This is a genomic window from Fulvimonas sp. R45 (assembly GCF_030504985.1).
In the GTDB taxonomy this organism is placed as follows: Bacteria; Pseudomonadota; Gammaproteobacteria; order Xanthomonadales; family Rhodanobacteraceae; genus Rhodanobacter_A.
Genome location: NZ_JASERU010000001.1, coordinates 316,716 through 343,496 on the forward strand (window position 1 = coordinate 316,716; position 26,781 = coordinate 343,496).

The window sequence follows — 26,781 nt, forward strand, 5'->3', positions numbered from 1 at the left end:
ATGGGCGGCTACACGCTGAGCGACGACGCCCCGCTCGCCCACCGCAACACGCTGCGCGTGGCGGCGAAGGCCAGGCTGCTGGCCGAGGTGCGCGACGCGGCGAAGCTGCCCGAGCTGCTCGCCTACCCCGCCGTGCGCAACGGCGAGGTGCTGGTGCTGGGCGAAGGCAGCAACGTGCTGTTCGCCGGCGACTACGCCGGCACCGTGGTCGCCATGGCGACGCAGGGCGTACAGGTGGAGGCCGACGGCGAACGCGCGCGCATCGCCGTGGCCGCCGGCGAGCGCTGGGACGACTTCGTGCGCTGGACCCTGGGCCAGGGCTACGCCGGCCTGGAGAACCTGATCCTGATCCCCGGCACCGTGGGCGCCGCGCCGATCCAGAACATCGGCGCCTACGGCACCGAAGTGGCCGAATTCATCGAGAGCGTGGAAGCCTGGGACACCCGCGAACGGCGCGTGGCCACGCTGGGCGCCGCCGCCTGCGCCTTCGCCTACCGCGATTCCGTGTTCAAGCGCGAGCCCGGCCGCTACGTCGTCACCGCGGTGCGCTTCGTGCTGCCGCGCACGCGCGAGCTGCGCCTGGACTACGCCGGCATCCGCGAGGAGCTGGCGCGGATGGGCGTGGCCCGGCCGGCGCCGTTCCACGTCGCCGAGGCGGTGATCCACCTGCGCACGCGCAAGCTGCCCGACCCCGCGGTGATCGGCAACGCCGGCAGTTTCTTCAAGAACCCTGTCGTCGATGCCCCGCAGGCGGAAGCGCTCAGGCGCGCGCATCCGGAACTGCCCGCGTGGCCGCAGCCCGACGGCCGCCACAAGCTCTCCGCCGCCTGGCTGATCGAGGCCGCCGGCTTCAAGGGCCTGCGCGAGGGTGACGCCGGCATCTCCAACCGGCATGCGCTGGTGCTGGTGAACCATGGGCGCGCCAGCGGCGCCGAGCTGTGGGCGCTGGCGCAAAAGGTGATCGCCGGCGTGGAAGAGGCATTCGGCGTGCGGCTGGAGCCGGAGCCGCGGGTGGTGGGCGGCTGAGCGCCACCCACGCTTGCATCATCCCGAGCTACCCCCTCCCAACCTCCCCCTGCACGCAGGGGGAGGAGCCAGAGCAGCGTACGGGCGATCCAACTCCCTGCTACAAGGCGAGGCCACAGCTCCCTCCCCTGCATGCAGGGGAGGGTTGGGGAGGGGTCACGCAACCTCGCGACCACCCGCCACGCGCACGTAATGCCGGCTGCCGTCGGCGGGATCGTGGTAGACCGCCACCAGCGCGTTGCTCTCCGGATCGACGAAGCGCTCGCCGGTATCCAGCCAGCGCGGATCGGGCCGCGCCTCGCGCAGCGGCTTGTAGCGCCAGCGCTCGATCGCCAGCCCCACCACCAGCAGCAGGCCGCCCACCAGCAATTGCGGCAGCAGGATCGCCAGCCAGCCGGTGATCGCTGCCAGCACTGCACCCAGCAGCAGCACGCCGCCGACGACATACAGCACGATCGGCAACATGGCCCGGCTCAGCGCGGCGCCGGCGGCTCGAGCACCACGGCGGTGCCGTAGGCCACGATCTCGCTCATCGTCTGGCCGATCTCGGCCGAGTCGAAGCGCATCATCACCACCGCGTTGGCGCCCATCGCGGTGGCGTTCTGCACCAGCCGGTCCAGCGCGTGGCGACGCGCCTCCTCCAGCATCTGCGTGTACTCGTGGATCTCGCCGCCCACGATGGAGCGCAGGCCGGCCATCAGGTTGCCGCCGATGCCACGGCTGCGCACCACCACGCCGAACACCTGCCCCTTCACCTCGCGCACCTGGCGACCGTGCACGTTCTCGGTAGTCACTACGATCATGCCCTGCCCCTCCGCAGTGGAAATGCCGCAATCAGCGCCGCGCCTTCGACAGCAGGCGCAGGATCTCCATGTACAGCCATACCAGCGTCACCATCAGCGCGAACGCGCCATACCATTCCATGTACTTCGGCGCGCCCTGCGCGGTGGCGCGTTCGATCATGTCGAAGTCCAGCACCAGGTTCAGCGCCGCCAGCCCCACCACCAGCAGGCTGAAGCCGATGCCCAGCGCGCCGGTCTCGTGGATGAAGGGGATCTGGATGCTGGTGAAGGCGCGCAGGCCGATGTCGACCAGGTAGAGCAGCGCGATCGCGCCGGTGGCGGCCACCACGCCCATGCGGAACCTGTCGGTGACCTTGACGATGCCGGAGCGGTACAGCAGCAGCATCACCGCCAGCACGCCGGCGGTGAGCATCACCGCCTGCATCACGATGCCCGGGTAGCGCAGGTTGAGCATCACCGAGATGCCGCCCAGCGCGCAGCCCTCGGCCATCGCGTAGAGCGGCGCGGTGAGCCCGGCCCAGCGGCTGGCGAACGAGGTCACCAGCGCCAGCACGAAGCCCACGATCAGGCCGCCCCACAGATAGGGCGAGATCGCCGCCATGCCGGCCGGCAGGCCCCCTTCCTGCGCCACCTCGACGAAGTGATGCCAGGTCCAGCCGCCGGTGATCAGCGCCAGCACCAGCAGCAGACCGGTGCGGGCGATGATGCCGTTCATCGTCATCCGCTCGCCGGTGGCGGGCAGGCCGCGGAAGGCCTTGTCCTGAAGTACGGGGTTGCTGGAACGCATCGTGGGACTCCGTGCAGTAGAACGCGCCGCGCCGTACGCGGCATCGGTCCATGCTACCCCGCGGGACGCGCGCCGTCACATGCGCGGAATCGCCGCTCAGCCGCGCGCCTTCGCCCGCTTGCGCCCAGGCTCGACGTCCGGCAGCAGCAGCGCCACCACGCCGATCAGCGGCAGGTAGGCGCACAACCGGTAGACGTGGCCGATGCCGTCCAGGTCGGCCAGCCGGCCCAGCAGGGCCGCACCGAGGCCGCCCATGCCGAAGGCCAGGCCGTAGAACACGCCGGAGATCATGCCGATCCGCCCCGGCACCAGTTCCTGCGCGTAGACGATGATGGTGGTGAAGGCCGAGGCCAGCACCAGGCCGATCACCACGCTCAGCACGCCGGTCCAGAACAGGTTGGCGTGCGGCAGCAGCAGGGTGAACGGGGCCACGCCGAGGATCGAGCCGAGGATCACCCACTTGCGCCCCACCTTGTCGCCCAGCGGGCCGCCGATCAGCACGCCGCAGGCCACCGCGGCGAGGAACACGAACAGGTGCACCTGCGCGTTCTGCACCGACACGCCGAAGCCGTGCATCAGGTAGAAGGTGTAGTAGCTGCTGATGCTGGCGATATAGAAGTACTTGGAGAAGATCAGCACGCCCAGGATCAGCAGCGCCGCCAGCACCGTGCGCGGCGGCAGCCCGTGCGCCTCCGCGTGGCGCACGCGCCTGGCGCCGTGCGCGGCATGGTGGCGCGCATACCAATGGCCCACCTGCACCAGCACCACCATTCCCAGCAGCGCGGCCAGCGAGAACCAGGCCACGCTGCCGCGCCCGTGCGGCACGATGATCCAGGCCGCCAGCAGCGGCCCCAGCGAGGCGCCGAGGTTGCCGCCCACCACGAACACCGACTGCGCCAGCCCGGGCCGGCCGCCCGACGCCATCCGCGCCACCCGCGAGGATTCGGGATGGAACACCGACGAGCCGGTACCCACCAGCGCCGCCGCGGCCAGCAGCACGGCGAAGTTCGGCGCCCACGCCAGCAGCAGCAGGCCGGCCAGGGTGAAGCCCATGCCCACCGGCAGCGAATACGGCAGCCGGCGGCGGTCGGTCAGCATGCCGACCAGCGGTTGCAGCAGGGACGCGGTGAGCTGGTAGGTCAGCGTGATCAGGCCGACCTGGGCGAAGCTGAGGTGGAAATCGCCCTTGAGCAGCGGGTAGATCGCCAGGATCAACGACTGGATCATGTCGTTGAGCAGGTGCGAGAAGCTGATCGCACCGAGCACCGGGTAGGCGGTGCCCTCCTGCGCCGCGGGAGCGGGCACCGGCGCGGGGACATCGCCGGTGGGCAGCGGCAGGGTTTCGACGCGAGTTTGCATGGGTAGCCGTTCTCGTTGGGGAAGGCCGCGCGGTTGCGCGGCGGGGGTGCCCAACATAGAGTGTCCGGCCACGGCCCGCATATGTCGGCGGGTCAACCTTCATCGAATCCGGGCCATCGCATGCGCAACACCCGCGTCGACGCCTATGAGGACATCCCGCGCGACGTGGTCGCCACCGGCAACGACTACGCCCCGCACCAGGTGCTGCCGCCGCATGCGCACCGCCGCGGCCAGTTGCTGTACGCCGCCACCGGCGTGGTCACCGCGATCACCGCCGAGGGCAGCTGGGTGGTGCCGCCGCAGCGCGCGCTGTGGATCCCGCCGGGCGTCACCCACGAGGTGCACATGGACGGCCAGGTCTCCACCCGCAGCGCCTATGTCGCCCGCGCGGCCGTGGAAGCCGCCGGCCTGCCGCCGCACTGCCGGGTGATCGGCGTGTCGCCGCTGCTGCACGCGCTGCTGCTGGAAGCGGTGGACCTGCCGCCGCATTACGCGCTGGACGGCCGCGACGGCCGGGTGATGGCGTTGCTGGTGGACGAGATCCGCCGCATGCCTGCGCTGGCGTTGAACACCCCGCTGCCGCGCGAGCGCCGGCTGGCCGCGCTGTGCCGCGCCCTGCTCGACGCGCCCACGCTGGACGCGGACATCGACGACATGGCCGCGCACGCCGGCATGAGCCGGCGCCACTTCACCCGCCTGTTCCGCGAGCAGACCGGCATGAGTTTCGGCGCCTGGCGCCAGCAGGCCTGCCTGCTCGCCGCGCTGACCCGGCTGGGCCGCGGCGAGCCGGTGACCCAGGTGGCGCTGGACCTCGGCTACGCCAGCCCCAGCGCGTTCACCGCCGCCTTCCGCCGCGTGCTGGGCGCACCGCCCAGCCGTTACCTGGGCGGTGTGGTGTAATCGCTTGCCCACCCTCGCCGTCATTCCGGCGAAGCCCACTGCTGTCCGGACTATTTCCTGCCGCTGGATGCGCTCCTCCCCCTGCTCGCAGGGGGAGGTTGGAGGGGATAACGCTCTTGCTTTCAAGCCAAAAGCACCCCACCCCAACCCTCCCCTGCGCGCAGGGGAGGGGGCTGCCCCGCCCTTCGAAGCAGATGGCGATCTAACCCGCACGCCTGTTTGCCGATCTTCGGTGCAAGCGCTTGACCGGCCTCAACACCTATTCCGGCCTGCGCCGGAACGACGAGCAAGCGCCGTGTGCGCCCGGGATGGCGTGGTCAGTGACGCGCCCATCTGCGCATGCCTCAAGTACGCAGGTGCGTGCGCACCCAGTCCGCGTAGCGGTCCACGAAGCCCTGCAGGAATTTCCGCGTGCCGTCGTTGGTGATGTTGCCGTCGGCGTCGACCGGGCCATCGTCCTTGAATTGCACGAACACCTCCGGCTGCGCCAGCACCGCCACGTCCAGGTAGGCCAGCACGTTGCGCAGGTGCTGCTGCGCCAGCGCGCTGCCGGTGGCGCCGATGGAGGCGCCGATCACGGCGCCGGGCTTGCCCTTGAAGGAATTGGTGCCCCACGGCCGCGAACCGATATCCAGCGCGTTCTTCAGCACGCCGGGGATCGAGCGGTTGTACTCCGGCGTGGCGAACAGCAGCGCGTCGGCCGCTTCCACCGCCTGCTTCAGGCGACGCCCTTCGGCGGGATAGTCGGCGTCGAACTCCTGGTTGTACAGCGGCAGGTCGTCGATGCGCACGGATTCGAACGTGAACTCCGGCGGCGCCAGCTTCTCCACCGCCAGGGCCAGGCGCCGGTTGAACGACTCCCTGCGCAGGCTGCCCGTGAATACCGCCACCTTGATCGTGCCCATGTGCGCTGCTCCCGTGTGGAAAGGCCAGGCCGCCGCCGCGGCGCATCGGTGCATTGAAGATCGACCGCGGTCAAGCCCGCGTGATGCGCGGCGGTATCTCAGCGCGGATACAGCGCGTCGTGCAGCAGTTGCTGCCGTTGCGGGTCCGGATGGCCCAGCCAGGTCAGCGTGTCGTGCGAATCGTCATCGGGATCGACCGGTGGCGACAGGTCTGCCGGACGCTGCGCGTACAGGCCCCACATCGCATGGCCCGCCGCGTCGTACAGCAGCGCCACGCGCTCGCCCGGGCAATCGTGCGGTTTGCAGGCCGAGGCCAGCAGCATCGGCCTGCCTTCCACCTGCACGGTCCGCGCCGGCGTGGCCGTGCCGCCTCCGCGCACCCAGGCCGGCAACGCACGGGCGCCGGCCAGGTCGTCGAGGGCGCTGGCGAAGTCCGGGCGCTTCAGCAGGTCGAACAGGTAGACCTGCGCCGCGCCTGGCGACGCGGCGCCGTGGCTGGCCGATGCGGACGTGCCGGCCGGTGCGGGCATGGCCGCGGAGGCATCATCCGCCGGCGCGGCAGGCGGCGCGCCCTGCGGCGAACACGCGGCGCAGGCCAGGATCGCGACCATCGCGCAGGCAAGGCTGGATAGCTTCATGGCGCACTCCCGTCGTGGTGGCAGGCGTCCATCCTGCCGCAACGGGGGTGAATCGCCCATCAAGCCAGCTTGCGCGCGGCCGCCACCACGTCCGCCTCGCCCGGCAGCACCAGGAAGGCCGCGCCGGCCAGCGGGGTGAAGGTGTCGGCGCCGACCACGCGCTCCAGCGGCGTGGCGCCGAGGCCTGCCTCGACGATGGCGGTGATCACGCCCTCGCCCACGCCGGCGCTCTTGCGGCCCTCGTCCAGCACGATGATGCGCTTGGCGCCCTTCGCCTGGGCCGCGATGAAGGCGTCGTTGAGCGGCGCCAGCCAGCGCAGGTCGACCACGCGCACCTTCCACTTCAGCTCGGCCTCGATCGTGCGCGCGGCGCGCAGCGCCATCGGCACGCCGTTGCCGAAGGTGAACACCACCAGGTCCTTCGCCTTGTCGTTGTAGACGCGGCCCTCGCCCAGCACCATCGCCTCGCCCGGCGCGGGATAGGCGAACTGCCACTGCCCGTCGCCGGCCTCGTACAGGTCCTTGGTCATGTACAGCGCGATGGGTTCGAGGAAGGCACAGACGCGGCCGTCCACCTTGGCCAGCGCGGCGAGCGTGCGCAGCATGGTCGCCGCGTCGTCGCCGCGCGATGGGCAACCCACCACCAGGCCCGGGATGTCGCGCAGCGCGGCGATCGAGTTGTCGTTGTGGAAATGCCCGCCGAAACCGCGCTGGTAGCCCAGCGAGGCCACGCGCATCACCAGCGGGTTGCGGTACTGGTCGTTGGAGAAGAACTGCAGGCTGGCCGCCTCGCCGCGGATCTGGTCGCCCGCGTTGTGGAAGTAGGCCAGGTACTGGATCTCGGGGATCGGCAGCATGCCCATGTTGGCGTAGCCCTGGGCCAGGCCCAGGATCACCGTCTCGTCCAGCAGGGTGTTGAACACGCGCGTGTTCCGGAACGCCTTGTGCAGGCCCTTGGTCACCGTGTACACGCCGCCCTTCTGCGCCACGTCCTCGCCGAACAGCAGCGATTCGGGGTACTTGGCCATGATGTCGTGCAGCGCCTGGCCGATCTGGATCGCCAGATGCCGCGGCGGCTGGTTCTCGGGCAGCCTGTCCTCGCTGCCGAAGGCCTTGAGGCGTGCGTCGGCGTAGTCGGCGCGCTCGGCTTCGGTCTTCACCTTGGCCGGCGTGTACGGCGCCAGCGGCTTCATCACGTCGTCCAGGCGCTCCAGCTTCGGGCGGCGGTCGGCTTCCTCGGCGGCGGCGAAGCAGCGCTTGCGGATGGATTCGTTGAGTTCGAGCAACGCATCCTTCGTGTACAGCCCCGATTCCAGCGCGATGGCCGCCGAGCGCAGCAGCGGGTCGGTGGCTTCCAGCGCCACCAGTTCCTCGATGCTGCGCCACTCGATCTCGAAGTCGGTGCCGGCGTGGCCCATGATGCGGGTGGTACGCAGGTGCAGGAAAGTCGGCCGGCGCGTCGTGCGGCAATGCTCCACCGCGCGCCGCACCTGGGCGTAGCCTTCGGCGAGATCAAGGCCGTCGGCGTAGAAATAGTCGAGGTTGGCGCGCGACTGGAAATTGCTCGCCACCCAGCCGGTCGGCGTCTTCACCGAGATGCCGATGCCGTTGTCCTCGCACACGAACAGCACCGGCGCGGGCAGCTTCTGGTAGGCCGTCCACGCCGCCGCGTTGAACGCGGTCTGCGCGGTGGCGTGGTTGCTGGAGGCATCGCCGAACGAGCAGATCGCGATGGAATCGTCCGGCACCGGCAGCGTGTGGCCGATGCGCCGTGCGTGGTCGATGGCGATCGCCGTGCCTAGCGCCTTGGGCAGATGCGAGGCAATGGTCGAGGTCTGCGGCAGCACCCAGAGCGGCTTGCTGCCCCACACCTTGTGGCGGCCGCCGGAGGCCGGGTCTTCCGCGCTGGCGGCGAAGGACAGCGCCGAGTCCATCACCGGGTCCATGCCCGGCAGCTTGCGGAAGCGCTCGGCCATGAAGCCGCCGGAGCGGTAGTGCAGGAAGGCCGGGTCGGTGTGGCGGGTCAGCCGCGCCACCATCGCGTTGCCTTCGTGGCCGGACGAGCCGATGGTGTAGAACACCTTGTTCTGCACGCGCAGCACGCGCGCCATCAGGTCGAGATGGCGCGAGATCAGCTGCGATTCCAGCAGCTCGCGGAAGCCGCGCGCGTCGAGCGCGCTGCCCGGCAACACCGGCGCGTCGTCGCGCGGCGCGGCGCGCGCCTCGCCCTGCCACTGCTGCACGAACTCGGTGAAGTTCTGGTCGACGATCTCGGCGCGGTTGAAGCCCTTGTGGCGGGCGGCGATGGGCGTGGCGGACATGGTGGCGGGAGTTTCCGTGGCTGGGGCCGTGGCACGGCGCAAAAGGGGATTATCGGTCGGGGCGCGACGAGGCCGCCAGCGCGCGCAGCTGCGCGGCGCGCTGCAGGTCCTTGGGGCGGGCGAAGCTTTCCAGAATGCGCACCTGCTCCACCGACGCGGGTACCGGCACCGCGACGCCGCCGCAGTCCACCAGCACCCTCTCGCGCACCTGCACCGCCTGCCAGCCCTGCGGGCCACGCAACTCCAGCCCGCCCATCACTTCCAGCGGCAGGCCGGGAAAGCGGAAGCGCGCGAAACGCGAGCGGAAGCGGTCGCCGTCGGCGGCATGTACGTACGCGGCATCGAGCCGGTCGCGCCACAGCGCGGTCAAGATTTCCGCATCGCGGATGCTGCACAGCACGTCGAGGTCCGCCACGCTGACGTCGGCGCCCGCGAGTGCGGCGGCGGCGCTGCCGATCACCGTCCACGGGTCGCGGCAATGGCGCTGCAGGTCGGGCACGGCGACAGCCAGTGCTTCGCGCAGCGCCGGGTTCATGCGCGACGGCGGCGCCACTGCTCGCGCGTCTGGCCCCAGACCTCGACCGCCACGTCCTCGAACGGCGCGGGCAGCCGGCCCGGGCCGCGCAGCGCCGAGCCCAGCTTGCGCGCCACGATCTGCGAGGCGGCGTTGTCCGGCGCGATGGTGTGGATCACCTCGGTCCAGCCCAGCGTGTCGAACGCCCAGTCGATGGCGGCCGCGGCGCCTTCGGTCGCGTATCCCTTGCCCCACGCGTCGCGCAGGATGCCCCAGCCCACTTCGGTGCCGGGCCAGCCCTCGGGCTGCCAGGGACCGAGGCGGCCGATCCAGCGGCCGCTGGCCTTCTCGATCACCGAGAACATGGCGTAGCCCTGGATCGCCCAGGCGCCGGCCATGGAAAGGAACCCGCGCCAGGCCACCGGACGCGGCTGCGGGCCGCCGATGTGGCGCGAATTCTCCTCGTCGCCCATCAGCGCGGCCCAGCCTTCGAAATCCTCCGGCCGGGTCGGGCGCAGGATCAGGCGGTCGGTTTCTATGCGGATGTCTTGCAAGCTCATGCGATTCCAACCGAAGGTGTTTGGGCAACCTCGACATCATCCCGGCGAAGGCCGGGATCCAGCGGCGTCGATCCGGCCTTGGGGCGCTGGATGACCGGCATTCGCCGGAATGACGAGCACGCGAGATGCCGCGAGGCCGGTTTTCAGAACGCGTTGATCCCGGTCAGCTCCCGCCCCACCACCAGCTGGTGCACGGTCTCGGTGCCCTCGTAGGTGATCACCGATTCCAGGTTCAGCCCGTGGCGGATCGCCGAATGCTCCGTGGTGATGCCGGCGCCGCCGAGAATGTCGCGGCACTCGCGCGCGATATCGATGGCCATCCGGCAGTTGTTCCACTTGGCCAGCGAGACCTGGGTCGGCTGCATGGTGCCGGCGTCCTTCAGGCGGCCGAGCTGCAGCGACAGCAGCTGCGCGGTGGTGATGCGGCGGGCCATGTCGGCCAGCTTGAGCTGGATCGCCTGGTTGGCGGCCAACGGGCGGCCGAACAGCACGCGCTCCTGCGTGTAGTCGATCACTTCCTTCAGGCAGGCCTGCGCGGCGCCGATCGGGCCCCAGGTGATGCCGTAGCGGGCCTGGGTGAGGCAGCCCAGCGGGCCCTTCAGACCCTTCACGTTGGGAAGGCGGTTGGCGTCCGGCACGCGCACGTTGTCGAGGAACAGCGCGCTGGTGACCGAGGCGCGCAGGCTCATCTTCTTGTGCACTTCCTGCGCGGCGAAGCCCGGCGTGCGGGTCGGCACGATGAAGCCCTGGATGCCGTCCCCGGTCTGCGCCCAGACCACCGCGACGTCGGCCAGGTTGCCGTTGGTGATCCACATCTTGGCGCCGTTGATGACCCAGTCGCCGCCGTCCTTCTTCGCGTGGGTCTTCATGTTGGCCGGGTCGGAACCACCGTGCGGCTCGGTGAGACCGAAGCAGCCGATCAGCTCGCCCGCCGCCATCTTCGGCAGGTACTCCATCTTCTGCTCCTCGCTGCCGTAGGCGTAGATGGGGTACATCACCAGCGAGCTCTGCACCGAGGCGAAGCTGCGCAGGCCCGAGTCGCCGCGCTCCAGTTCCTGGCAGATCAGGCCGTAGCTCACGCCGTTCATGCCGGCGCAGCCGTACTTCTCGGGAATGGTGGCGCCGAGCAGGCCGAGGCCGGCGATCTCGGGAACCAGCTCCTTCGGGAAGCGCGCCTGGTCGAAGCAGTCGCCGATGATCGGCAGCACCTTCTCGTCGACGAAGCGTCCGACGGTGTCCTGCACCATGCGCTCCTCGTCGGTGAGCAGCGAGCGGATGTCGTACAGGTCGAGCGGGTTCAGGCGGGCAGCGGCCATGGGCGTTCCATTGAAGGACGGGAAATCGCGGATTCTACCCGGGGCGGCCGCGCCGGTCATGGCCGGGTGCAGCAGCGCCGGGGGCGCGCCGTGCGATCATGTGCGCGGTCCCACCGCCACGGATAGCCCATGATCAAGGGTGTGCTGCTGGGCTTCGCCTGCTTCGCAGCCTACGCGATCAGCGACGCCTTCGTGAAGTCGCTGCACGGCAGCCTGCCGCCCTACGAGTCGGTGTTCTTCGGCGGCGTGCTGGGGCTGGCCGCGCTGCCCTTCATCATGGACAAGGGCGACCGCTGGCGCGACGTCTTCCCGGCCGCGCGGCCGCGGCTGTGGTGGGTGCGGGCCCTGGCCGGCGCGGTCAGCAACATCTGTTCGGTCACCGCGTTTACCCTGCTGCCGATGGCAGAGGTGTTCTCGATGATCTTCCTGATGCCGGTCTTCGTGACCCTCCTGTCGGTGCTGCTGCTGAAGGAGCACGTGGGCTGGCGGCGCTGGACGGCGGTGTTCGTGGGCTTCGCCGGCGTGCTGGTGGTGCTCCGGCCCGGCTTCCGCGCATTGGGCGTGGGCCACCTGGCCGCGGTGCTGTGCGGGCTGGCCGCGGCGACCTCGATGGTGGCGCTGCGCATGGCCGGGCCGGGCGAGAAGCGCATCAGCCTGTACGGCGCCGGCGTGATCGGTCCGCTGGTCGCCGGTGGCCTGCTGATGCTGCCGCACTTCATCTGGCCCGACCTGCACCAGTGCCTGCTGCTGGCCGGCTACGGCCTGCTCGCCGCGCTGGCCGGCGTGCTGCTGATGTACGCCACCCTGCTCGCCCCCGCCAACCGCGTGGCGCCGACCCAGTACAGCCAGATGCTGTGGGCGATCGGCTTCGGCTACTGGCTGTTCGGCGACCGGCTGGACTGGCCGATGGGGGTGGGCATCGTGATGATCCTGGGCGCGGGCCTGTTCACCCTGGTCCGCGAGGAGAAGGTCACCGGCTGGTGGCGGCGGGTGCGAATGATGTGATCGGCTCAGCCGCCGATCCAGCCCATCGATTGCAGCAACAGCAGCGTGCCGACCACCACCAGTCCCACGTGCACGCAGCGCACGAAGGCCGGGCCGCTCAGCCGCCGGTTCACCGCCCGGCCAAGCACAATGGCGACCAGCACCGCAGGCAGCGCCTGCAGGTAGCCACGGGTCACCGCGGGCGTCCACAAGCCGGTGAGCCCGTAGCCGGCCATGGTCATCAGGCTGGCCGGCAGGAAATAGCCCTGCAGCGTGGCGCGGAAATGGCGCGGCGACCAGCCGCGCAGCGCGCCGTACACCACCAGCGGCGGCCCGTTCATGCCGTAGGCGCCGCCGAGCACGCCGGCGCCGAAGCCGAACGCCCAGGCGTGCCGGTCGTCGTGCAGCACCGGCTGCCGGTGGCGCGCCAAGGCGAACAGCGAGAACGCCGCCACCACGGCGCCGAGCGCCATCTTCACCAGCCGCCCGTCCAGCGCGTGCAGCGCCCACAGTCCGATCGGCGTGCCCACCGCGGTGGCGAGGAACAGCCGCCCCGCGCTGCGGACGTGGATGTGGCGCCAGTCCTGCGCGATGGCCACCGCCGCCACGGTGATCGAGACCAGCGCGGCGATCGGCGCGGCCTGCTCGACCGGCATCGCGAAGGCGAGCAGAGGCACGGCGATCAGCGCCTCGCCGAAGCCGAAGGCCGAACGGATGAAGCTGGCGATGAACAGTATCGTCAGGACGATGACCAGCACCGGCACTCCCAAGGCGCAGGCGAAAGGCCCGGCAAACCCTGGCGATTATCGCATCCTGTCCCGGCGCCGGTGCTGCTGGCCATGCACCAGCATGCACAGGCCGCCGTAGATCACGAACAACGGCCACCACGTGGCCCAGGACAGGCCGAGGATGAAGATCATCGCCACGATCGCGACTGCCAAAGCGCCCAGCAGCGGTTGCGCCACCGTCCCGTCCAACTTGCCGACGGCTCGGTAACGTGCCCAGGCCTCGGAAAGCGGCCACGCCGCACCGAGCAGGATGAACCAGGCCCACCAGTTCGCCCAGTCGAAGAAGGGAATCCGAACGCCCAGGTTGCCGCACAGGAAGATCAACCCCACCGCGACCACCAGCAGGGCCGGGATCACACGGTAATCATGCCGCGCCTTGCCGTTCGCACCGGCGCCCGTTTCGTTGTCCGCCATCGTCATGTCCTCCCCAAGGTGACGCCACGGTAAGGCGCCACCGACGGCGCATCCAGTGACAGGCGTCACCCGACGCGGCTGCGGGGAACATCTTCCCGGCCTCCTGTTCCGCCGCCGCATGTTGCATGATGACCGGATCGCGTAACCGCACCGAGCCAGCATGACGACCGTCCGCATTGAACCGGAACTCTCCCCCATCGTCGCCGGCATGTGGCGCATCGCCAGCTGGAACCTTTCCGTGCAGGCGCGCGTGCGCTGGATCGAGCAGGCGCTGGAACTGGGCGTCACCAGCTTCGACCATGCGGACATCTACGGCGACTATGGCGCCGAGGCGCTGTTCGGCGAAGCGCTGCGTGCCGCACCGGCACTGCGCTCGCGCATGCAGCTGGTGACCAAGTGCGGCATCCGCCTGCGTTCGGCGCAACGCCCGTACCGGGTGAGCCACTACGACACCTCGGCAGGCTACATCCGCGCGCAGGTGGAACAGTCCCTTCGCCAGCTCCACGCCGAACGGCTGGAGCTGGTGCTGATCCACCGGCCCGATTACCTGATGGACGCCGCCGCGCTGGCCGGGACGTTCGCGGCGCTCACCCGCGAAGGCAAGGTGGCGCACTGGGGCGTGTCCAACCACTCGTCCAGCCAGTTCGCGCTGCTGCACGGGCACCACCCGCTCGCGACCAACCAGATCGAACTTTCGCCCCTGTGCCTGGACGCGCTGGACGACGGCACGCTCGACCAGGCCCAGCGACTCGGCCTGCGCCCGATGGCCTGGTCGCCGCTGGCCGGCGGTCGCCTGATCACCGACGGAGGCGAACAGGCCGTTCGCGTGCGCGCCGAAATGGAGGCCATCGCCGCCCGCCTCGGCATCGGCCTCGCCACCCTGGCCTTCGCCTGGGTATTGCGGCACCCTTCGCGCCCCTACCCGATCACCGGCACCGGGCGCATCGAGGGCGTGCGGGAAGCCGTGGCCGCGCTGGATGTCCGGCTGGACGCCGAGGACTGGTACGCGATCTGGACGGCGAGCAAGGGGCATTCCGTGCCCTGAACCGGCCACCGCGATCATTCAAGACTTCGAAAATAGCCCTTGTTCAGCAAAGTCGCCGGAGCAAGCACGGTAATCAACTCGCTAGCCTGCTTCCGGATCGGCTTCCAGCATGGATGCAACATATCTGCCAGGTTTGCTTCAAACCGGACGCCGGGGTCGTCGTCACGCCCAGAATGATGCTTGAACGGAAGCCGTTCGACGTCGTCGAGAAAGTGGCTGATGGCGGCTTTCTGCTTGTCGGAGAGATAGCCGACATCCGAGGCCAGCAGATAGCGCCCATCTCCAGCATGGAATATCAACTCGAAAGCGGTGTTGTAATTGCCATTGAGTCGCACCTGCTGGGCGGGTTCCTGCGACAGGATTTCAAGCGTCTCGAAGAAAACCTTATAGGCGTATTCGAACGCTTCCTGTGCCGACACCCGATCCTTGCCCGCACCATCCGTCACCGGTTGCTCACCCCGTGCGGCACGTGCCCGGTGGCCACGTGCCGGCGCGCGGATTCCACGTTGGCCGGCGAATCGTCGAAGAAGATGTCGGCGCCGAAGGCATCGAGGAAGGGGCCCTTGTCGCGGCCGCCGAGGAACAGCGCCTCGTCGATGCGCACGCCCCAGCGGCGCAGGGTGAGGATGACGCGCTTGTGCGCGGGGGCGGAACGCGCGGTGACCAGGGCGGTGCGGATCGGCGAGTTCTCCGCCGGGAACGCGGCCTGCAGCCGGTGCAGCGCGGTAAGGAAGCCGCGGAACGGCCCGACCGACAGCGGCTCGTCGGCATGCTCGGTCTCGCTGCGGTGGAAGGCTTCCAGCCCTTCCTCGCGCGAGACGCGCTCGCCCTCGTCGCCGAAGATCACCGCGTCGCCATCGAAGGCGATGCGCAGCTGCTCGGTGGCGCGCGGCGGCGCGGTGCTGGGCAGGATGGTGGCCGCCGCCACGCCGGCCTTGAGCGCGCGGCCCACGTCCTCGGCGTTGGCGGACAGGAACAGGTCGGCCTTGAACGGCGCGATGTAGTCGGAGGTGGGCGCGCCGCTGGTGAAGGCGGCGCGGCTGATCTCCAGGCCGTGGTGCTGGATGGCGTTGAAGATGCGCAGGCCGGTGTCGCCGGAGTTGCGCGAGAGCAGGATCACCTCCACCGGCGGCACGTCGCCGGCCAGCTTGTTGAGGTCGAGCAGCTTCTGCACCAGCGGGAAGGCCACGCCAGGCTGGAGGATCTCGTTCTCGTGCTCGATCTGGAAGGCGCGGTAGGCATCCAGTCCGTCGCGCTCGAACAGCGCGTGGCTGTCGCCGAGGTCGAACAGGGCGCGCGAGGAGATCGCCACCACGAGACGGTTGTCGGTGGACGAGGAAGGATCGTGGGCGGTGACGGGGGCGGACATGCGGCCAGTATCGGGCGCGCGATGGCTGGAATCCAGTTGCACGGCTCTCCGCGCCAGGCCGCGAGGAAGATTGCCGCGGGGTTGCCCCTCACCCCGGAGGGGAGAGGGACAAAGCCGGCGCGCGCCTAGTCGGCGGCGAACTGCTCGTCGAGGATGCGCTGTTCCAGGTTGTGCTCCGGATCGAACAGCAGCCGCACGCCCTGTCCGGCGGCCTGCACCACCTCGACCGTGCGCACGTCGCGCACCTCGTGGAAGTCGGCGGTGGCGCTGATCGGGCGCTTGCCGGGATCGAGCACGCGCAGGCTGACCCGGGTGCGGTGCGGCAGGATGGCGCCGCGCCAGCGGCGCGGCCGGAACGGGCTGATCGGAGTAAGCGCCAGCACGTTGGCGTCCAGCGGCAGGATCGGCCCGTGGGCGGAGAGGTTGTAGGCGGTGGAGCCGGCCGGGGTGGCGACCATCACGCCGTCGCAGACCAGGTTCGGCAGCTTCACCGTCTCGTTGAGCTTCACTTCCAGGTGCGCGGCCTGGTTGCTCTGGCGCAGCAGCGAGACCTCGTTGAAGGCCAGCGCCTGGTGCGTCCGGCCGGCGGCGTCGGTGGCGCTCATCTCCAGCGGGTACAGCACCGCCGCGTGGGCGCGGCCGATGCGCTCGGGCAGGTCGTCGAGCCGGTGCTTGTTCATCAGGAAGCCGACGCGGCCGAGCTTCATGCCGTAGACCGGCACGTCCAGCGCGCGGTGCGCGTGCAGGGTGCGCAGCATGAAGCCGTCGCCGCCCAGCGCCACGATCACGTCGGCCTCGAACGCCGGCGCGTCGCCGTAGCGTTCGGCGAACTTGCGCCGCGCCTGCTGGGCGACGCTGGTGTCACTGGCGACGAAGGCGAAGCGCATGGGCGGTGGTGGCTCCCGTGGACGGTGCGGGGGAGCTTACCGCAAGGATGTGGCGGCAGGCCGGCGGGGCGTGGACCGGCGGGGATGAAGAAAAGGCACGACCCCGGGGGCCGTGCCTTGGAGGGTGTCGCGAGGTTGGTCCCTTACCCCGGCCCTCTCCCCGGAGGGGAGAGGGCGCAAGGCAAACCCCTTCCGCTCATGGGAGAGGGCGCGAGGTCAGCCCACCGGGACCTGCGCCAGTTGCGCCAGGCGGCGCACCGCCACCGAGGCGATCGGGTAGTCGGCGTTCTGGGTCAGGATCTCGGCCAGCATGCTGCGGGTGTACTGCAGCGTGGCGTCGTCGCGCTGCAGCCAGGCCTGCACCGGCGAGAGGTCCTTGCGGTCGCCGGCCAGCGCCAGCACTTGCGAGGCCAGCGCGCGATGCTGGTGGTTCAGCTCGTCCAGCAGCGAACCGCGCGCCTGGGCATGCCAGTGGCCTTCCACCGGCAGCGCCTCGATCTGGTCGCGCAGCCATTCCAGGTCCAGCGACTCGCCCAGCTCGTAGAACACGCCGGCGACCTTCTCGATCGGCTGGCCGCTCTGCTGCGCCACCTCGACCATGTCCAGCGCCGCGCGCAGCTCGGGAATGCGGGCCAGGCGCACCGCCAGCTCGGCGGGCAGGCCCAAGCCTTCCCACTTCTCCTGGCTGGACTCGAAGTCGCCCTTGCCGGTGGGCGTGAGCGCCGCGGGCAGCGCCTTGCGCAGCGCGCTGACGTGGGCGTTGTAGCGTTCCACGTTGGCGGCGATGTCCAGCGTGCCGCCGGGGCGGTTGAGCAGCCAGCGCGTCATGTGGCGCAGCAGCGACCAGATCTGCAGGACCGCGTCGATCTGCGTGCTCTCGGCCACCTTGCTGTCCAGCGCCTCGATCTGCGCCCACAGCTCGCGCGCCTCCAGGATCTCGCGCGCGGCGGTGTAGGCCTTGGCGATCGCCGCCGGTCCCTGCCCGGTGTCTTCCTGCATGCGCATCATGAAGGTGGCGCCCATGCGGTTGATGGTGGAGTTGGTCACCGCGGTGGCGATGATCTCGCGCTTCAGGCGATGGCGCTGCATGTGCGCGGCGTACTTGTCGTGCAGCGGCGCGGGGAAGTAGCGCACCAGCTCCTTCGACAGGTACGGGTCCTCCGGCACGTCCGAGTCCAGCAGCTGCTGGAACAGGCGGATCTTGTCGTAGGACAGCAGCACCGCCAGCTCGGGCCGGGTCATGCCCTGGCCGCGCGACTTGCGCTCGGCCAGCTCGGCCTCGGACGGCAGGTTCTCCACCTGGCGGTCCAGCGTGCCCTCCGCCTCCAGCGTGCGGATGAAGTGCGCCAGCGAGCCGATGCGGTGCGCCGACTGCCGCTCCATCAGGGTGATCGCCTGGTTCTGGCGGTAGTTGTCCCACAGCACCAGCTGGCCGACCTCGTCGGTCATCGCGGCGAGCTGGGTGTTGCGGCCGTCGAAGCTCAGCTCGCCGCGCTGCACGGCGTCGTTGAGCAGGATCTTGATGTTCACCTCGTGGTCGGAGGTGTCCACGCCGGCGGAGTTGTCGATGAAGTCGGTGTTGAGCAGCACGCCGTGCTGCGCCGCCTCGATGCGGCCCTTCTGGGTGAAGCCCAGGTTGCCGCCCTCGCCCACCACCTTGCAGCGCAGCTCGCCGCCGTTGATGCGGATGGCGTTGTTGGCGCGGTCGCCCACCTCGGCGTGGGTCTCGGCGGAGGACTTCACGTAGGTGCCGATGCCGCCGTTCCACAGCAGGTCCACCGGCGCCCTGAGGATGGCGCTGAGCAGCTCGTTCGGCGACAGCTGCTCCACGTCGGCCTTCAGGCCCAGCGCGGCGCGCACTTCCGGCGACACCGGAATCGACTTCACGCTGCGCGGCCACACGCCGCCGCCGGCGGAGATCAGCGACTTGTCGTAGTCCTCCCAGGTCGAGCGCGGCAGCTTGAACATGCGCTCGCGCTCGGCGAAGGATTTCGCCGCGTCGGGGTTCGGGTCGAGGAAGATGTGGCGGTGATCGAACGCGGCCAGCAGGCGGATGTGCCTGGACAGCAGCATGCCGTTGCCGAACACGTCGCCGGACATGTCGCCGATGCCGACGCAGGTGAAGTCCTCGCTCTGCGAATCGCGACCCAGCGCGCGGAAGTGGCGCTTCACCGACTCCCACGCGCCCTTGGCGGTGATGCCCATGCCCTTGTGGTCGTAGCCGTGCGAGCCGCCGGACGCGAATGCGTCGCCGAGCCAGAACTCGTGCTCGATGGAGATGGCGTTGGCGATGTCCGAGAAGGTGGCCGTGCCCTTGTCGGCGGCCACCACCAGGTACGGGTCGTCGGCGTCGAGGCGCACCACGTCGTGCGGCGGCACCACCTTGCCCTCGACCAGGTTGTCGGTGATGTCGAGCAGGCCGTTGATGAACAGGCGGTAGCAGGCGATGCCCTCGGCCTGCTGCGCGTCGCGGTCGCCTCCCACCGGCGGCTTCTTGACGAAGAAGCCGCCCTTCGAGCCCACCGGCACGATCACGGTGTTCTTCACCATCTGCGCCTTCACCAGGCCCAGCACCTCGGTGCGGAAATCCTCGCGGCGGTCGGACCAGCGCAGGCCGCCGCGCGCCACTGCGCCGAAGCGCAGGTGGATGCCTTCCACGCGCGGCGAGTACACCCAGATCTCGCGGTACGGCACCGGCTTGGGCGCGTCGGGCACCAGGTGCGAGTCGAACTTGAAGCTGACGTACGGCCGGTGCTGGCCGTCCCAGCGCTGGAAGAAGCTGGTGCGCAGGGTGGCGCGGATCACGTCCATGTAGCTCTTGATGATGCGCTCGTCGTCGAGGCTGGCGACGCCGTCGAGCAGCGCCTTCAGCGCGTCCCACAGCACCTCGACCTGGCGTTCGCGCGGCTCGGCCAGCACGGCCACCATGCCGTCGATCAGCTCGGGCTTCGCCTTCTGCGTGGCTTCCGGGATCAGCGCCGCCATCTCGCGGCGCAGTGCCTCCCCGGCCTCGGCGCGGGCGGACGCGTCCAACTGCTCGCGCGCGGGGTCGAACTTGGCGTTGAACAGCTCGATCAGCACGCCGGCGATCGCCGGGTAGCGGTTGAGCGTCTCCTCCATGTAGGTCTGCGAGAAGGCGATGCCCACCTGCTGCAGGTACTTGCAGTAGCCGCGCAGCACCGCCACCTGGCGCCAGTCCGCCTGGGCCGACAGCACCAGGTTGTTGAAGCCGTCGCTCTCGGCCTGGCCGCGCCACAGCGCCTCGAAGCCGCGCTCGAAGCGCTCGCGCACGTGCGCCAGCTCGAACGCCAGCGGCGCCTTCGGCTTCAGCTCGAAGTCGTGGATGGTCAGCTCGCGGCCTTCGGCGGTGAGCGTGTAGACGTGCTCGGCCAGCATGCGCACGCCCATGTTCTCCAGCATCGGCAGCGCCTCGGACAGCGGGATCGGCGCGCCGAAGTGGATCACCTTGAAGCGCAGGCCGCCGTCGCGCGGGTCCTGGTACAGGTGCACGTGCAGCGCGTCGTCGGCCTTCAGCGCGGCCAGGGCGCGCACGTCGGAGGCGGCGGCCTCGGGCGAGACCTCCTCGATGTAGCCGGCCGGCAGCACCTTGCCGTAGCGGTTGAGCAGCGCGGCGCCCTGGGCTTCGCCCAGCTCGCGCACCAGGCTCTCGCGCAGGCTGTCGTGCCAGTTGCGCACGATGCGCAGCAGGCGGTTCTCCAGCTCGTGCTCGTCGAACGCCGGATGGTCGCCCGGCCGCGGGCGCACGGTGACGTGCAGCCGCACCAGCGCCGATTCGCCCATCAGCACGCTGGAGTCCAGGCTCTCGCCGTGGAAGGCCTCGCGCAGCATGGCTTCGATGCGCTCGCGCACCGTGGTGTTGAAGCGCTCGCGCGGCACGAAGGCCAGGCAGGTGAAGAAGCGGCCGTAGCGGTCGCGGCGTACGAACAGCCGCGCGCGGGCGCGCTGGCGCAGTTCGAGGATGCCGAGGGCGGTGGCGAACAGCTCGTCCTCGCTGCTCTGGAACAGCTCGTCGTGCGGCAGCGTCTCCAGGATGTGGCGCAGCGACTTGCCGGAATAGGAATCGCGCTTCAGCCCCGAGCGGGTCAGCACCGCCTCCACCTTGTGGCGCACCAGCGGCACGTCCTGCGGACGCGCCATGTAGGCGTTGGAGGAGAACAGGCCGAGGAAGCGCTGCTCCGACACCGGCTTGCCCGCCGCGTCGAAGCGCAGCACGCCGACGTAGTCCATGTGGCCGGCGCGGTGCACGTGCGAGCGCGCGTTGGTCTTGGTGAGGATGATCGCATCGGTGGCGCCGGACTGCGGCAGCGCACTGGCGGCCAGGCTGCGCAGCGAGCGCGGCGCGACCGAGCGCTCGCTGCCGCGCAGGATGCCCATGCCGGACGCCTCGCGGGCGCGCAGCAGCTTGTCGCCGTCCTCGGCCACCACCTCGTATTCGCGGTAGCCCAGGAAGGTGAAGTTGTCGTCGGCCAGCCAGCGCAGGAATTCGCTGGCTTCCTGCGCCGCCTCGGGGTCGAGCGGCGGCTGGCGCTGCGGCAGCTCGTCGGCGATCGCCAGTACCTTGCTGCGCATCGCGGCCCAGTCGTCCACCGCCAGGCGCACGTCGTCCAGCGCGGCCTCCACCTGGGCGCACAGGCGCTCGCCGGCGGCCGCGTCGGCCAGGGCGTCGATCTCGAAGTGCATCACCGACTCGGCATGTCCCTCGCCCAGGCGCTGCAGGCGGCCGGAAGCGTCGCGGGCGGCCTTCACCACCGGGTGGATCACGGTGTGGATCTGCGAGCAGCCGGACACCGCCATGCTCACCGTGTCGACCAGGAACGGCATGTCGTCGGTCACCACCTGCAGCAGCTGGTGTCCCTCGCCCTCGGCCAGGCGCACCGAGGCCTGGCCGGGCTGGCGTTGCTGGATGAAATCGAGCAGGCCGGCGATCACCGCGGCCCAGCCGGCGGGCGTGTGCAGCGCCCGGTCGCCCTCGGAAACGCGCGCGAAGAAGACGCCGATAAAAAATTGCGCCTCTTCAAGGCGCTGGGTCGGGAAGCCGCTTTTCTTCAATGCATCGAGCACGTCCGTCGGGAGGGGGACGTCGCTGGCCGCTTGGATCGCATTCATGGCATTCAACAGGTAGTGGACGGGTAGGTGGAGCAAAAATCCGTTAAAGGATACGCCTCGTCATTCCTCTATTCCATAAGCGCCGGGGCGCGCGTGGCGCATGGGACGGGCATCGCGCGCAGCCGCGCCGGGCGTGGCGCGGCGCTGCCTGCGCCAGTTTCCGCGCTTGCCGTCGCACCCGCGCGACGATGGCGTGCAGCCGCCATGGTTCATGCGCTGTTCGGATTGCCGCCGCCTGCCGCAGGCACCGGCAAGGCCGTGGCCTGTCCACGTTTCGCAGGCATGCGCAAGGGCTGGATTCGCGCACGGGACAAATTGTAAACTGGCCGGTATAGTCAGCCGCGAAGCCGCGCCGTCACGGGCGAGCGCGGCTTCGGCGTAACCGGAGGCACGACGAACGACACGTGACGCGCGCGCCGCGCGCGGCGATGATCCGCCATCGATGCCGCCGGAAACCCGCGTCCTCGCCGGCCCCGCCCCCGATTCCCCCGATCACGCACGCCTCAAACGGAGCTCTCATGAAGTCAACGACATTGCGCACGCCCGCGCTGTGCCTCGGCCTGCTGACGCTGGCAGCCTGCGGCAAAGGCAAGCAACAGGGGATGCCGCAGATGCCGCCGCCGGATGTCGGCGTGATCACCGTGCAGCCCCAGAACGCCCCGCTCACCAAGGACCTGGTCGGCCGGCTCTCCGCCTACCGCAGCGCCGACGTGCGCGCGCGCGTGGCCGGCGTGCTGCTCAAGCGCGTCTATACCGAGGGCAGCGAGGTGAAGAAGGGCCAGCTGCTGTTCCAGATCGACCCGGCCCCGCTGAAGGCCACGCTGGCCGCGGCGGAGGCTTCGCTGGCACAGGCCCAGGCGACCTACACCAACGCCAAGGTCAACGCGCAACGCGCACGCGAGCTGGCGCCCAAGGACTACATCTCCAAGTCGGACCTGGACAACGCGCTGGCCACCGAGCGCACCACTGCGGCCGCGGTGCAGGCCGCGCGCGCCGACGTGCAGACCGCGCGCATCAACCTGGGCTATGCCGACGTCGTCTCGCCGATCGACGGCCGCGCCGGCCAGCAGCAGGTGACCGAAGGCGCGCTGGTCGGCAACGGCTCGGCCACCCTGCTCACCACGGTCGACCAGATCGATCCGCTGTACGTGAACTTCACCCTCGGCGTGTCCGAACTGGACCAGATGCGCCGCGCGCAGACCGAAGGCCATGTCACCCTCAGCCAGGGCGACAAGGCCAGCGTGCAGATCACCCTGCCCGACGGCACGCCCTACGCCGAGACCGGCACGCTGGACTTCTCCGACACCTCGGTGAACCCGGCCACCGGCGCGGTGAACCTGCGTGCGCTGGTGCCCAACCCGAAGCGCAGCCTGCTGCCCGGCATGTACGTGACGCTGAAGGCCCGGATGGGCGAGCAGCACGGCGTGTTCGAATTGCCGCAGGCAGCCATCCAGCGCGACACCGTGGGCGCCTACGTGATGGCCGTGGACAAGGACGGCAAGGCGGCGCGCCACGACGTCACCCTGAGCAACATGACCGGCTCGGACTGGATCGTCACCGGTGGCCTCGCCGCGGGCGACCGGGTCATCGTCTCCGGCCTGCAGAACGTGCGCGAAGGCATCCCGGTGAAGCCTTCGCCCTGGCATGCGCCGCAACAGGGCGCGCAGCAGCCCGCCGCCGGCGGCAAGCCCGCCCCCGCCGCGACGCAGGCGCTTTCCGGCGCGGCGCACGGCAAGTAAGGGAGTTCACGCGACATGCCGAGTTTTTTCATCGACCGCCCGATCTTCGCCTGGGTGGTGGCCATCCTGATCTCGCTGGGCGGCGTCCTGGCGATCCTCAACCTGGGCGTGGAGTCGTACCCGAACATCGCGCCGCCCTCGGTGACGGTGTCGGCCACCTACCCCGGCGCCAGCGCGGACACCACCGAGAAGACCGTCACCCAGGTCATCGAACAGCAGCTCACCGGCATCGATCACCTGCTGTACTTCAGCTCCTCGTCCAGCGCCAGCGGCCGTGCGCAGATCACGCTGACCTTCGCCAGCGGCACCGACCCCGACATCGCCCAGGTGCAGGTGCAGAACAAGGTGGCGCTGGCCACGCCGCGCCTGCCGTCCGAGGTGAACCAGCAGGGCGTGGTGGTGGCCAAGGCCAACGCCGGCTTCCTGATGGTGGTGGCGTTGAAGTCGGACAATCCCAACATCGACCGCGACCGCCTCAACGACATCGTCGGCTCGCAGGTGCTCGACCAGATCTCGCGCGTACCCGGCGTGGGCAGCACCCAGCAGTTCGGTTCCGAGTACGCCATGCGCATCTGGCTGAACCCGGACAAGCTGCAGGGCTACGGCCTGTCCGCCACCCAGGCGCTGGCCGCGATCCAGGCGCAGAACGTGCAGTTCGCCGCCGGCTCGATCGGCGCCGACCCGGCCGTGCCGGGCCAGGGCATCACCGCCACCGTGGCCACCGAAGGCCGCTTCACCAGCCCCGCGCAGTTTGCCGGCATCATCCTGCGCGCCAACCCCGACGGCACCACGGTGACCCTCGGCGACGTGGCCAGGATCAGCTTCGGCCCCGGCAGCTACGGCTTCGACACCACCTGGGACGGTCGCCCGATCGGCGCCTTCGCGATCCAGCTGTTGCCCGGCGCCAACGCGCTGGACGTGTCCACCGCGGTACGCGCCAAGATGGACGAGCTGGCCAGCAGCTTCCCGCCCGGCGTCAGCTGGTTCAGCCCGTACGACAGCACCACCTTCGTGCACATCTCCATCGACGAGGTGGTGCACACCCTGGTCGAGGCGATCATCCTGGTGTTCCTGGTGATGCTGCTGTTCCTGCAGAACTTCCGCGCCACCATCATTCCCACCCTGGTGATCCCGGTGGCCCTGCTGGGCACCTTCCTGGGCATGCTGGTACTTGGCTTCACCATCAACCAGCTCACCCTGTTCGGCATGGTGCTGGCCATCGGCATCGTGGTGGACGACGCGATCGTGGTGATCGAGAACGTCGAGCGCATCATGACCGAGGAGAACCTGCCGCCGAAGGAGGCCACGCGCAAGGCGATGGGCCAGATCACCGGCGCGGTGGTGGCGATCACCGTGGTGCTGGCGGCGGTGTTCGTGCCGTCGGCGCTGCAGCCGGGCGCCTCGGGCATCATCTACAAGCAGTTCGCGCTGACCATCGCAACTTCGATGGTGTTCTCGGCCTTCCTCGCGCTGTCGTTCACGCCGGCGTTGTGCGCCAGCTTCCTGCAGCCGGAGCACCACAAGAAGAAGAACATCGTCTATCGCAAGTTCAACGAGCTGTTCGACTGGACCACGAAGACCTACACCGGCCACATCGGCAGCGCGGTGAAGCATGCGCCGCGCTGGATGGTGGTGTTCGTGCTGATCGCGATGCTGGGCGGCTTCCTGTACACCCGCCTGCCCGGCAGCTTCCTGCCCGAGGAGGACCAGGGTTACGCGCTGTCCATCGTGCAGCTCCCGCCGGGCGCCACCAAGCAGCGCACCAGCGAAGTGATGGCGCAGATGCGCGCGATCCTCAAGAAGGATCCGGCGGTGGAAGGCGTGCTGCAGGTGACCGGCTTCAGCTTCATCGGCTCCAGCGAAAGCGCCGGCATGGCCTTCATCAAGCTGAAGGACTGGGACAAGCGCGACGTCACCGCGATGCAGTTCATCCAGCGTGCGAACATGCAGCTGCATTCGATCCGCGACGCGCGCATCTTCGTGGCGAACATCCCCACGGTGCAGGGCCTAGGCCAGTTCGGCGGCTTCGACATGTACCTGCAGGACCGCGCCGGCGCCGGACGCGATGCGCTGACCCAGGCCCGCAACATCCTGCTCGGCAAGGCCAGCCAGGACCCGGTGCTCACCGGCGTGCGGCCCAACGCGCTGGAAGACGCGCCGCAATTGCAGCTGGACGTGGACCGCGTGCAGGCGCAGTCGATGGGGCTGTCGGTGGGCGACATCTACAACGCGGTCAGCCTGATGCTGGCGCCGGTGTACGTGAACGACTTCACCTACGGCGGACGCGTGAAGCGGGTGATCATGCAGGCCGACGCGCCCTACCGCATGGGGCCGGACGCGCTGCAGCACTTCTTCACGCCGAGCGACACGCAGACCAACGCCAACGGCACGCCGGCGATGATCCCGCTGTCCAACGTGGTGCGGGCGAAGTGGGAAATGGGCTCGCCCGCGCTGACCCGCTACAACGGTTACTCCGCGGTCGAAATCGTCGGTTCGCCCGCGCCGGGGCATGCCTCGGGCGAGGCGATGGGCGAGATGGAGAAGATCGTCGCCAACGACCTGCCGAAGGGCTACGGCTATGACTGGACCGGCCAGTCGTACCAGGAGATCCTCTCCGGCAACGCGGCCACGCTGCTGCTGGTGCTGTCGGTGGTGATCGTGTTCCTGGCCCTGGCCGCGCTGTACGAAAGCTGGTCGATCCCGGTGTCGGTGCTGCTGGTGGTGCCGCTGGGCCTGCTCGGCGTGGTGGTGTTCACCCTGCTGCGCGGATTGCCCGACGACATCTTCTTCAAGATCGGCCTGATCACGGTGATCGGCCTGGCGGCGAAGAACGCGATCCTGATCGTGGAATTCGCGGTGGCCGAGCAGAAGGCCGGGCGAACCCTGCGCGAGGCGACCATCGACGCCGCCCGCCTGCGGCTGCGCCCGATCCTGATGACCTCGCTGGCCTTCATCCTCGGCGTGTTCCCGCTGTTCATCTCGACCGGTGCCGGCGCCAACTCCCGTCACGCCATCGGCACCGGCGTGATCGGCGGCATGCTGTTCGCCACCTTCCTCGGCGTGCTGCTGATCCCGGTGTTCTACGTGGTGGTGCGGCGCCTGCTGGGTGACAAGCTGGATGGCGACGGCAAGTCGCATCCGGGTATCGGGCACGCGCCGCACACCTTCGACTCGGATCCTCAACGCGGCCACTGACCCATGCGGTCCTCTCCCTCCGGGGAGAGGGCCGCATGGGCGGTTTCGTCCGGTCCCAAAGAAAAAGCCCGGGCACGTGCCCGGGCTTTCTGCTTCCGGACTGC

22 protein-coding genes are annotated in these 26,781 nt (G+C 69.7%); 6 read left to right on the forward strand and 16 right to left on the reverse strand.

Annotation, left to right across the window (positions count from 1 at the left end; translation table 11 throughout):
* The gene (gene murB / locus QMK61_RS01375) at positions 1-1,026 is read left to right on the forward strand and encodes a UDP-N-acetylmuramate dehydrogenase (protein WP_302069975.1); all 1,026 of its coding nucleotides are present in this window, start codon (positions 1-3) and stop codon (positions 1,024-1,026) included.
* A gap of 156 nt (positions 1,027-1,182) precedes the next feature.
* Here murB and QMK61_RS01380 read toward each other — a convergent pair whose 3' ends face one another.
* From QMK61_RS01380 to QMK61_RS01395, 4 genes are all read right to left on the reverse strand, one after another.
* Entirely contained in the window at positions 1,183-1,491 is a 309-nt protein-coding gene (locus QMK61_RS01380) for a hypothetical protein (RefSeq protein WP_302069913.1), read from the reverse strand.
* Between the two features lie 8 nt (positions 1,492-1,499).
* Positions 1,500-1,829 carry a YbjQ family protein gene (locus QMK61_RS01385; protein WP_302069914.1) on the reverse strand — a complete coding sequence of 110 codons (330 nt, stop codon included), beginning with the start codon at positions 1,827-1,829 and terminating at the stop codon, positions 1,500-1,502.
* Positions 1,830-1,860: 31 nt separating this feature from the next.
* Entirely contained in the window at positions 1,861-2,616 is a 756-nt protein-coding gene (locus tag QMK61_RS01390) for a Bax inhibitor-1/YccA family protein (RefSeq protein WP_302069915.1), read from the reverse strand.
* Positions 2,617-2,712: 96 nt separating this feature from the next.
* On the reverse strand, positions 2,713-3,975 hold the full coding sequence (locus QMK61_RS01395) for an MFS transporter (RefSeq protein ID WP_302069916.1): 1,263 nt from the start codon (positions 3,973-3,975) through the stop codon (positions 2,713-2,715).
* A 120-nt stretch (positions 3,976-4,095) separates the two neighbouring features.
* On the opposite strand from QMK61_RS01395, the gene QMK61_RS01400 reads away from it, so the two are divergent.
* Complete coding sequence (locus tag QMK61_RS01400) at positions 4,096-4,875, forward strand: helix-turn-helix transcriptional regulator (protein ID WP_302069918.1); 780 nt, start codon at positions 4,096-4,098, stop codon at positions 4,873-4,875.
* Between the two features lie 344 nt (positions 4,876-5,219).
* On the opposite strand, the gene QMK61_RS01405 is transcribed toward QMK61_RS01400, so the two are convergent.
* The 6 genes from QMK61_RS01405 to QMK61_RS01430 form a co-directional block, all read right to left on the reverse strand.
* The gene (locus QMK61_RS01405; RefSeq protein WP_302069920.1) at positions 5,220-5,780 is read right to left on the reverse strand and encodes an NADPH-dependent FMN reductase; all 561 of its coding nucleotides are present in this window, start codon (positions 5,778-5,780) and stop codon (positions 5,220-5,222) included.
* Positions 5,781-5,878: 98 nt separating this feature from the next.
* Positions 5,879-6,418 carry an Ivy family c-type lysozyme inhibitor gene (locus QMK61_RS01410; protein ID WP_302069921.1) on the reverse strand — a complete coding sequence of 180 codons (540 nt, stop codon included), beginning with the start codon at positions 6,416-6,418 and terminating at the stop codon, positions 5,879-5,881.
* A gap of 59 nt (positions 6,419-6,477) precedes the next feature.
* Positions 6,478-8,739: a thiamine pyrophosphate-dependent enzyme gene (locus tag QMK61_RS01415; RefSeq protein WP_302069922.1), complete on the reverse strand. Its 2,262-nt coding sequence runs from the start codon at positions 8,737-8,739 to the stop codon at positions 6,478-6,480.
* Positions 8,740-8,788: 49 nt separating this feature from the next.
* On the reverse strand, positions 8,789-9,274 hold the full coding sequence (locus QMK61_RS01420) for a hypothetical protein (protein WP_302069923.1): 486 nt from the start codon (positions 9,272-9,274) through the stop codon (positions 8,789-8,791).
* Positions 9,271-9,813, reverse strand: coding sequence for a GNAT family N-acetyltransferase (locus QMK61_RS01425; RefSeq protein WP_302069924.1), 543 nt, complete (start codon positions 9,811-9,813; stop codon positions 9,271-9,273). The genes QMK61_RS01420 and QMK61_RS01425 overlap by 4 nt, the downstream gene beginning before the upstream one ends.
* Before the next feature lie 143 nt (positions 9,814-9,956).
* Positions 9,957-11,129, reverse strand: a complete 1,173-nt coding sequence (locus QMK61_RS01430; RefSeq protein WP_302069925.1) for an acyl-CoA dehydrogenase family protein — start codon at positions 11,127-11,129, stop codon at positions 9,957-9,959.
* Between the two features lie 129 nt (positions 11,130-11,258).
* On the opposite strand from QMK61_RS01430, the gene QMK61_RS01435 reads away from it, so the two are divergent.
* Positions 11,259-12,134: a DMT family transporter gene (locus QMK61_RS01435; protein ID WP_302069926.1), complete on the forward strand. Its 876-nt coding sequence runs from the start codon at positions 11,259-11,261 to the stop codon at positions 12,132-12,134.
* Between the two features lie 5 nt (positions 12,135-12,139).
* Here the strand turns inward: QMK61_RS01435 and QMK61_RS01440 are convergent, their stop codons facing one another.
* Positions 12,140-12,871: a sulfite exporter TauE/SafE family protein gene (locus QMK61_RS01440; RefSeq protein WP_302069928.1), complete on the reverse strand. Its 732-nt coding sequence runs from the start codon at positions 12,869-12,871 to the stop codon at positions 12,140-12,142.
* A 45-nt stretch (positions 12,872-12,916) separates the two neighbouring features.
* Positions 12,917-13,315, reverse strand: a complete 399-nt coding sequence (locus QMK61_RS01445; RefSeq protein WP_302069929.1) for a hypothetical protein — start codon at positions 13,313-13,315, stop codon at positions 12,917-12,919.
* Between the two features lie 160 nt (positions 13,316-13,475).
* On the opposite strand from QMK61_RS01445, the gene QMK61_RS01450 reads away from it, so the two are divergent.
* Entirely contained in the window at positions 13,476-14,360 is an 885-nt protein-coding gene (locus tag QMK61_RS01450) for an aldo/keto reductase (protein WP_302069930.1), read from the forward strand.
* Positions 14,361-14,374: 14 nt separating this feature from the next.
* On the opposite strand, the gene QMK61_RS01455 is transcribed toward QMK61_RS01450, so the two are convergent.
* The 4 genes from QMK61_RS01455 to QMK61_RS01470 form a co-directional block, all read right to left on the reverse strand.
* Positions 14,375-14,806, reverse strand: a complete 432-nt coding sequence (locus QMK61_RS01455) for a hypothetical protein (RefSeq protein WP_302069931.1) — start codon at positions 14,804-14,806, stop codon at positions 14,375-14,377.
* A complete protein-coding gene (locus tag QMK61_RS01460) occupies positions 14,803-15,729 on the reverse strand; it encodes a 5'-nucleotidase (protein ID WP_302069932.1) in 927 nt (308 codons plus the stop codon). The genes QMK61_RS01455 and QMK61_RS01460 overlap by 4 nt, the downstream gene beginning before the upstream one ends.
* A 125-nt stretch (positions 15,730-15,854) precedes the next feature.
* Positions 15,855-16,616: an NAD kinase gene (locus QMK61_RS01465; RefSeq protein WP_302069934.1), complete on the reverse strand. Its 762-nt coding sequence runs from the start codon at positions 16,614-16,616 to the stop codon at positions 15,855-15,857.
* Positions 16,617-16,832: 216 nt separating this feature from the next.
* A complete protein-coding gene (locus tag QMK61_RS01470) occupies positions 16,833-21,743 on the reverse strand; it encodes an NAD-glutamate dehydrogenase domain-containing protein (protein ID WP_302069936.1) in 4,911 nt (1,636 codons plus the stop codon).
* Positions 21,744-22,261: 518 nt separating this feature from the next.
* On the opposite strand from QMK61_RS01470, the gene QMK61_RS01475 reads away from it, so the two are divergent.
* Positions 22,262-23,482, forward strand: coding sequence for an efflux RND transporter periplasmic adaptor subunit (locus QMK61_RS01475; RefSeq protein ID WP_302069937.1), 1,221 nt, complete (start codon positions 22,262-22,264; stop codon positions 23,480-23,482).
* Positions 23,483-23,497: 15 nt separating this feature from the next.
* Positions 23,498-26,677 (forward strand): multidrug efflux RND transporter permease subunit, encoded by a 3,180-nt coding sequence (locus tag QMK61_RS01480; protein ID WP_302069938.1) that lies wholly within the window; start codon positions 23,498-23,500, stop codon positions 26,675-26,677.
* Positions 26,678-26,781: the final 104 nt, after the last annotated feature.

What these genes read in the sequence shown, in the direction of transcription:
- QMK61_RS01430 (WP_302069925.1), bottom strand. Translation starts at nt 11,129, where the DNA reads ATGGCCGCTGCCCGCCTGAACCCGCTCGACCTGTACGACATCCGCTCG.
- QMK61_RS01460 (WP_302069932.1), bottom strand. Translation starts at nt 15,729, where the DNA reads ATGTCCGCCCCCGTCACCGCCCACGATCCTTCCTCGTCCACCGACAAC.
- QMK61_RS01380 (WP_302069913.1), bottom strand. Translation starts at nt 1,491, where the DNA reads ATGTTGCCGATCGTGCTGTATGTCGTCGGCGGCGTGCTGCTGCTGGGT.
- QMK61_RS01395 (WP_302069916.1), bottom strand. Translation starts at nt 3,975, where the DNA reads ATGCAAACTCGCGTCGAAACCCTGCCGCTGCCCACCGGCGATGTCCCC.
- QMK61_RS01400 (WP_302069918.1), top strand. Translation starts at nt 4,096, where the DNA reads ATGCGCAACACCCGCGTCGACGCCTATGAGGACATCCCGCGCGACGTG.
- QMK61_RS01385 (WP_302069914.1), bottom strand. Translation starts at nt 1,829, where the DNA reads ATGATCGTAGTGACTACCGAGAACGTGCACGGTCGCCAGGTGCGCGAG.
- QMK61_RS01445 (WP_302069929.1), bottom strand. Translation starts at nt 13,315, where the DNA reads ATGGCGGACAACGAAACGGGCGCCGGTGCGAACGGCAAGGCGCGGCAT.
- QMK61_RS01425 (WP_302069924.1), bottom strand. Translation starts at nt 9,813, where the DNA reads ATGAGCTTGCAAGACATCCGCATAGAAACCGACCGCCTGATCCTGCGC.
- QMK61_RS01450 (WP_302069930.1), top strand. Translation starts at nt 13,476, where the DNA reads ATGACGACCGTCCGCATTGAACCGGAACTCTCCCCCATCGTCGCCGGC.
- QMK61_RS01475 (WP_302069937.1), top strand. Translation starts at nt 22,262, where the DNA reads ATGAAGTCAACGACATTGCGCACGCCCGCGCTGTGCCTCGGCCTGCTG.
- QMK61_RS01415 (WP_302069922.1), bottom strand. Translation starts at nt 8,739, where the DNA reads ATGTCCGCCACGCCCATCGCCGCCCGCCACAAGGGCTTCAACCGCGCC.
- QMK61_RS01410 (WP_302069921.1), bottom strand. Translation starts at nt 6,418, where the DNA reads ATGAAGCTATCCAGCCTTGCCTGCGCGATGGTCGCGATCCTGGCCTGC.
- QMK61_RS01470 (WP_302069936.1), bottom strand. Translation starts at nt 21,743, where the DNA reads ATGAATGCGATCCAAGCGGCCAGCGACGTCCCCCTCCCGACGGACGTG.
- QMK61_RS01390 (WP_302069915.1), bottom strand. Translation starts at nt 2,616, where the DNA reads ATGCGTTCCAGCAACCCCGTACTTCAGGACAAGGCCTTCCGCGGCCTG.
- murB (WP_302069975.1), top strand. Translation starts at nt 1, where the DNA reads ATGGGCGGCTACACGCTGAGCGACGACGCCCCGCTCGCCCACCGCAAC.
- QMK61_RS01405 (WP_302069920.1), bottom strand. Translation starts at nt 5,780, where the DNA reads ATGGGCACGATCAAGGTGGCGGTATTCACGGGCAGCCTGCGCAGGGAG.
- QMK61_RS01465 (WP_302069934.1), bottom strand. Translation starts at nt 16,616, where the DNA reads ATGCGCTTCGCCTTCGTCGCCAGTGACACCAGCGTCGCCCAGCAGGCG.
- QMK61_RS01435 (WP_302069926.1), top strand. Translation starts at nt 11,259, where the DNA reads ATGATCAAGGGTGTGCTGCTGGGCTTCGCCTGCTTCGCAGCCTACGCG.
- QMK61_RS01480 (WP_302069938.1), top strand. Translation starts at nt 23,498, where the DNA reads ATGCCGAGTTTTTTCATCGACCGCCCGATCTTCGCCTGGGTGGTGGCC.
- QMK61_RS01420 (WP_302069923.1), bottom strand. Translation starts at nt 9,274, where the DNA reads ATGAACCCGGCGCTGCGCGAAGCACTGGCTGTCGCCGTGCCCGACCTG.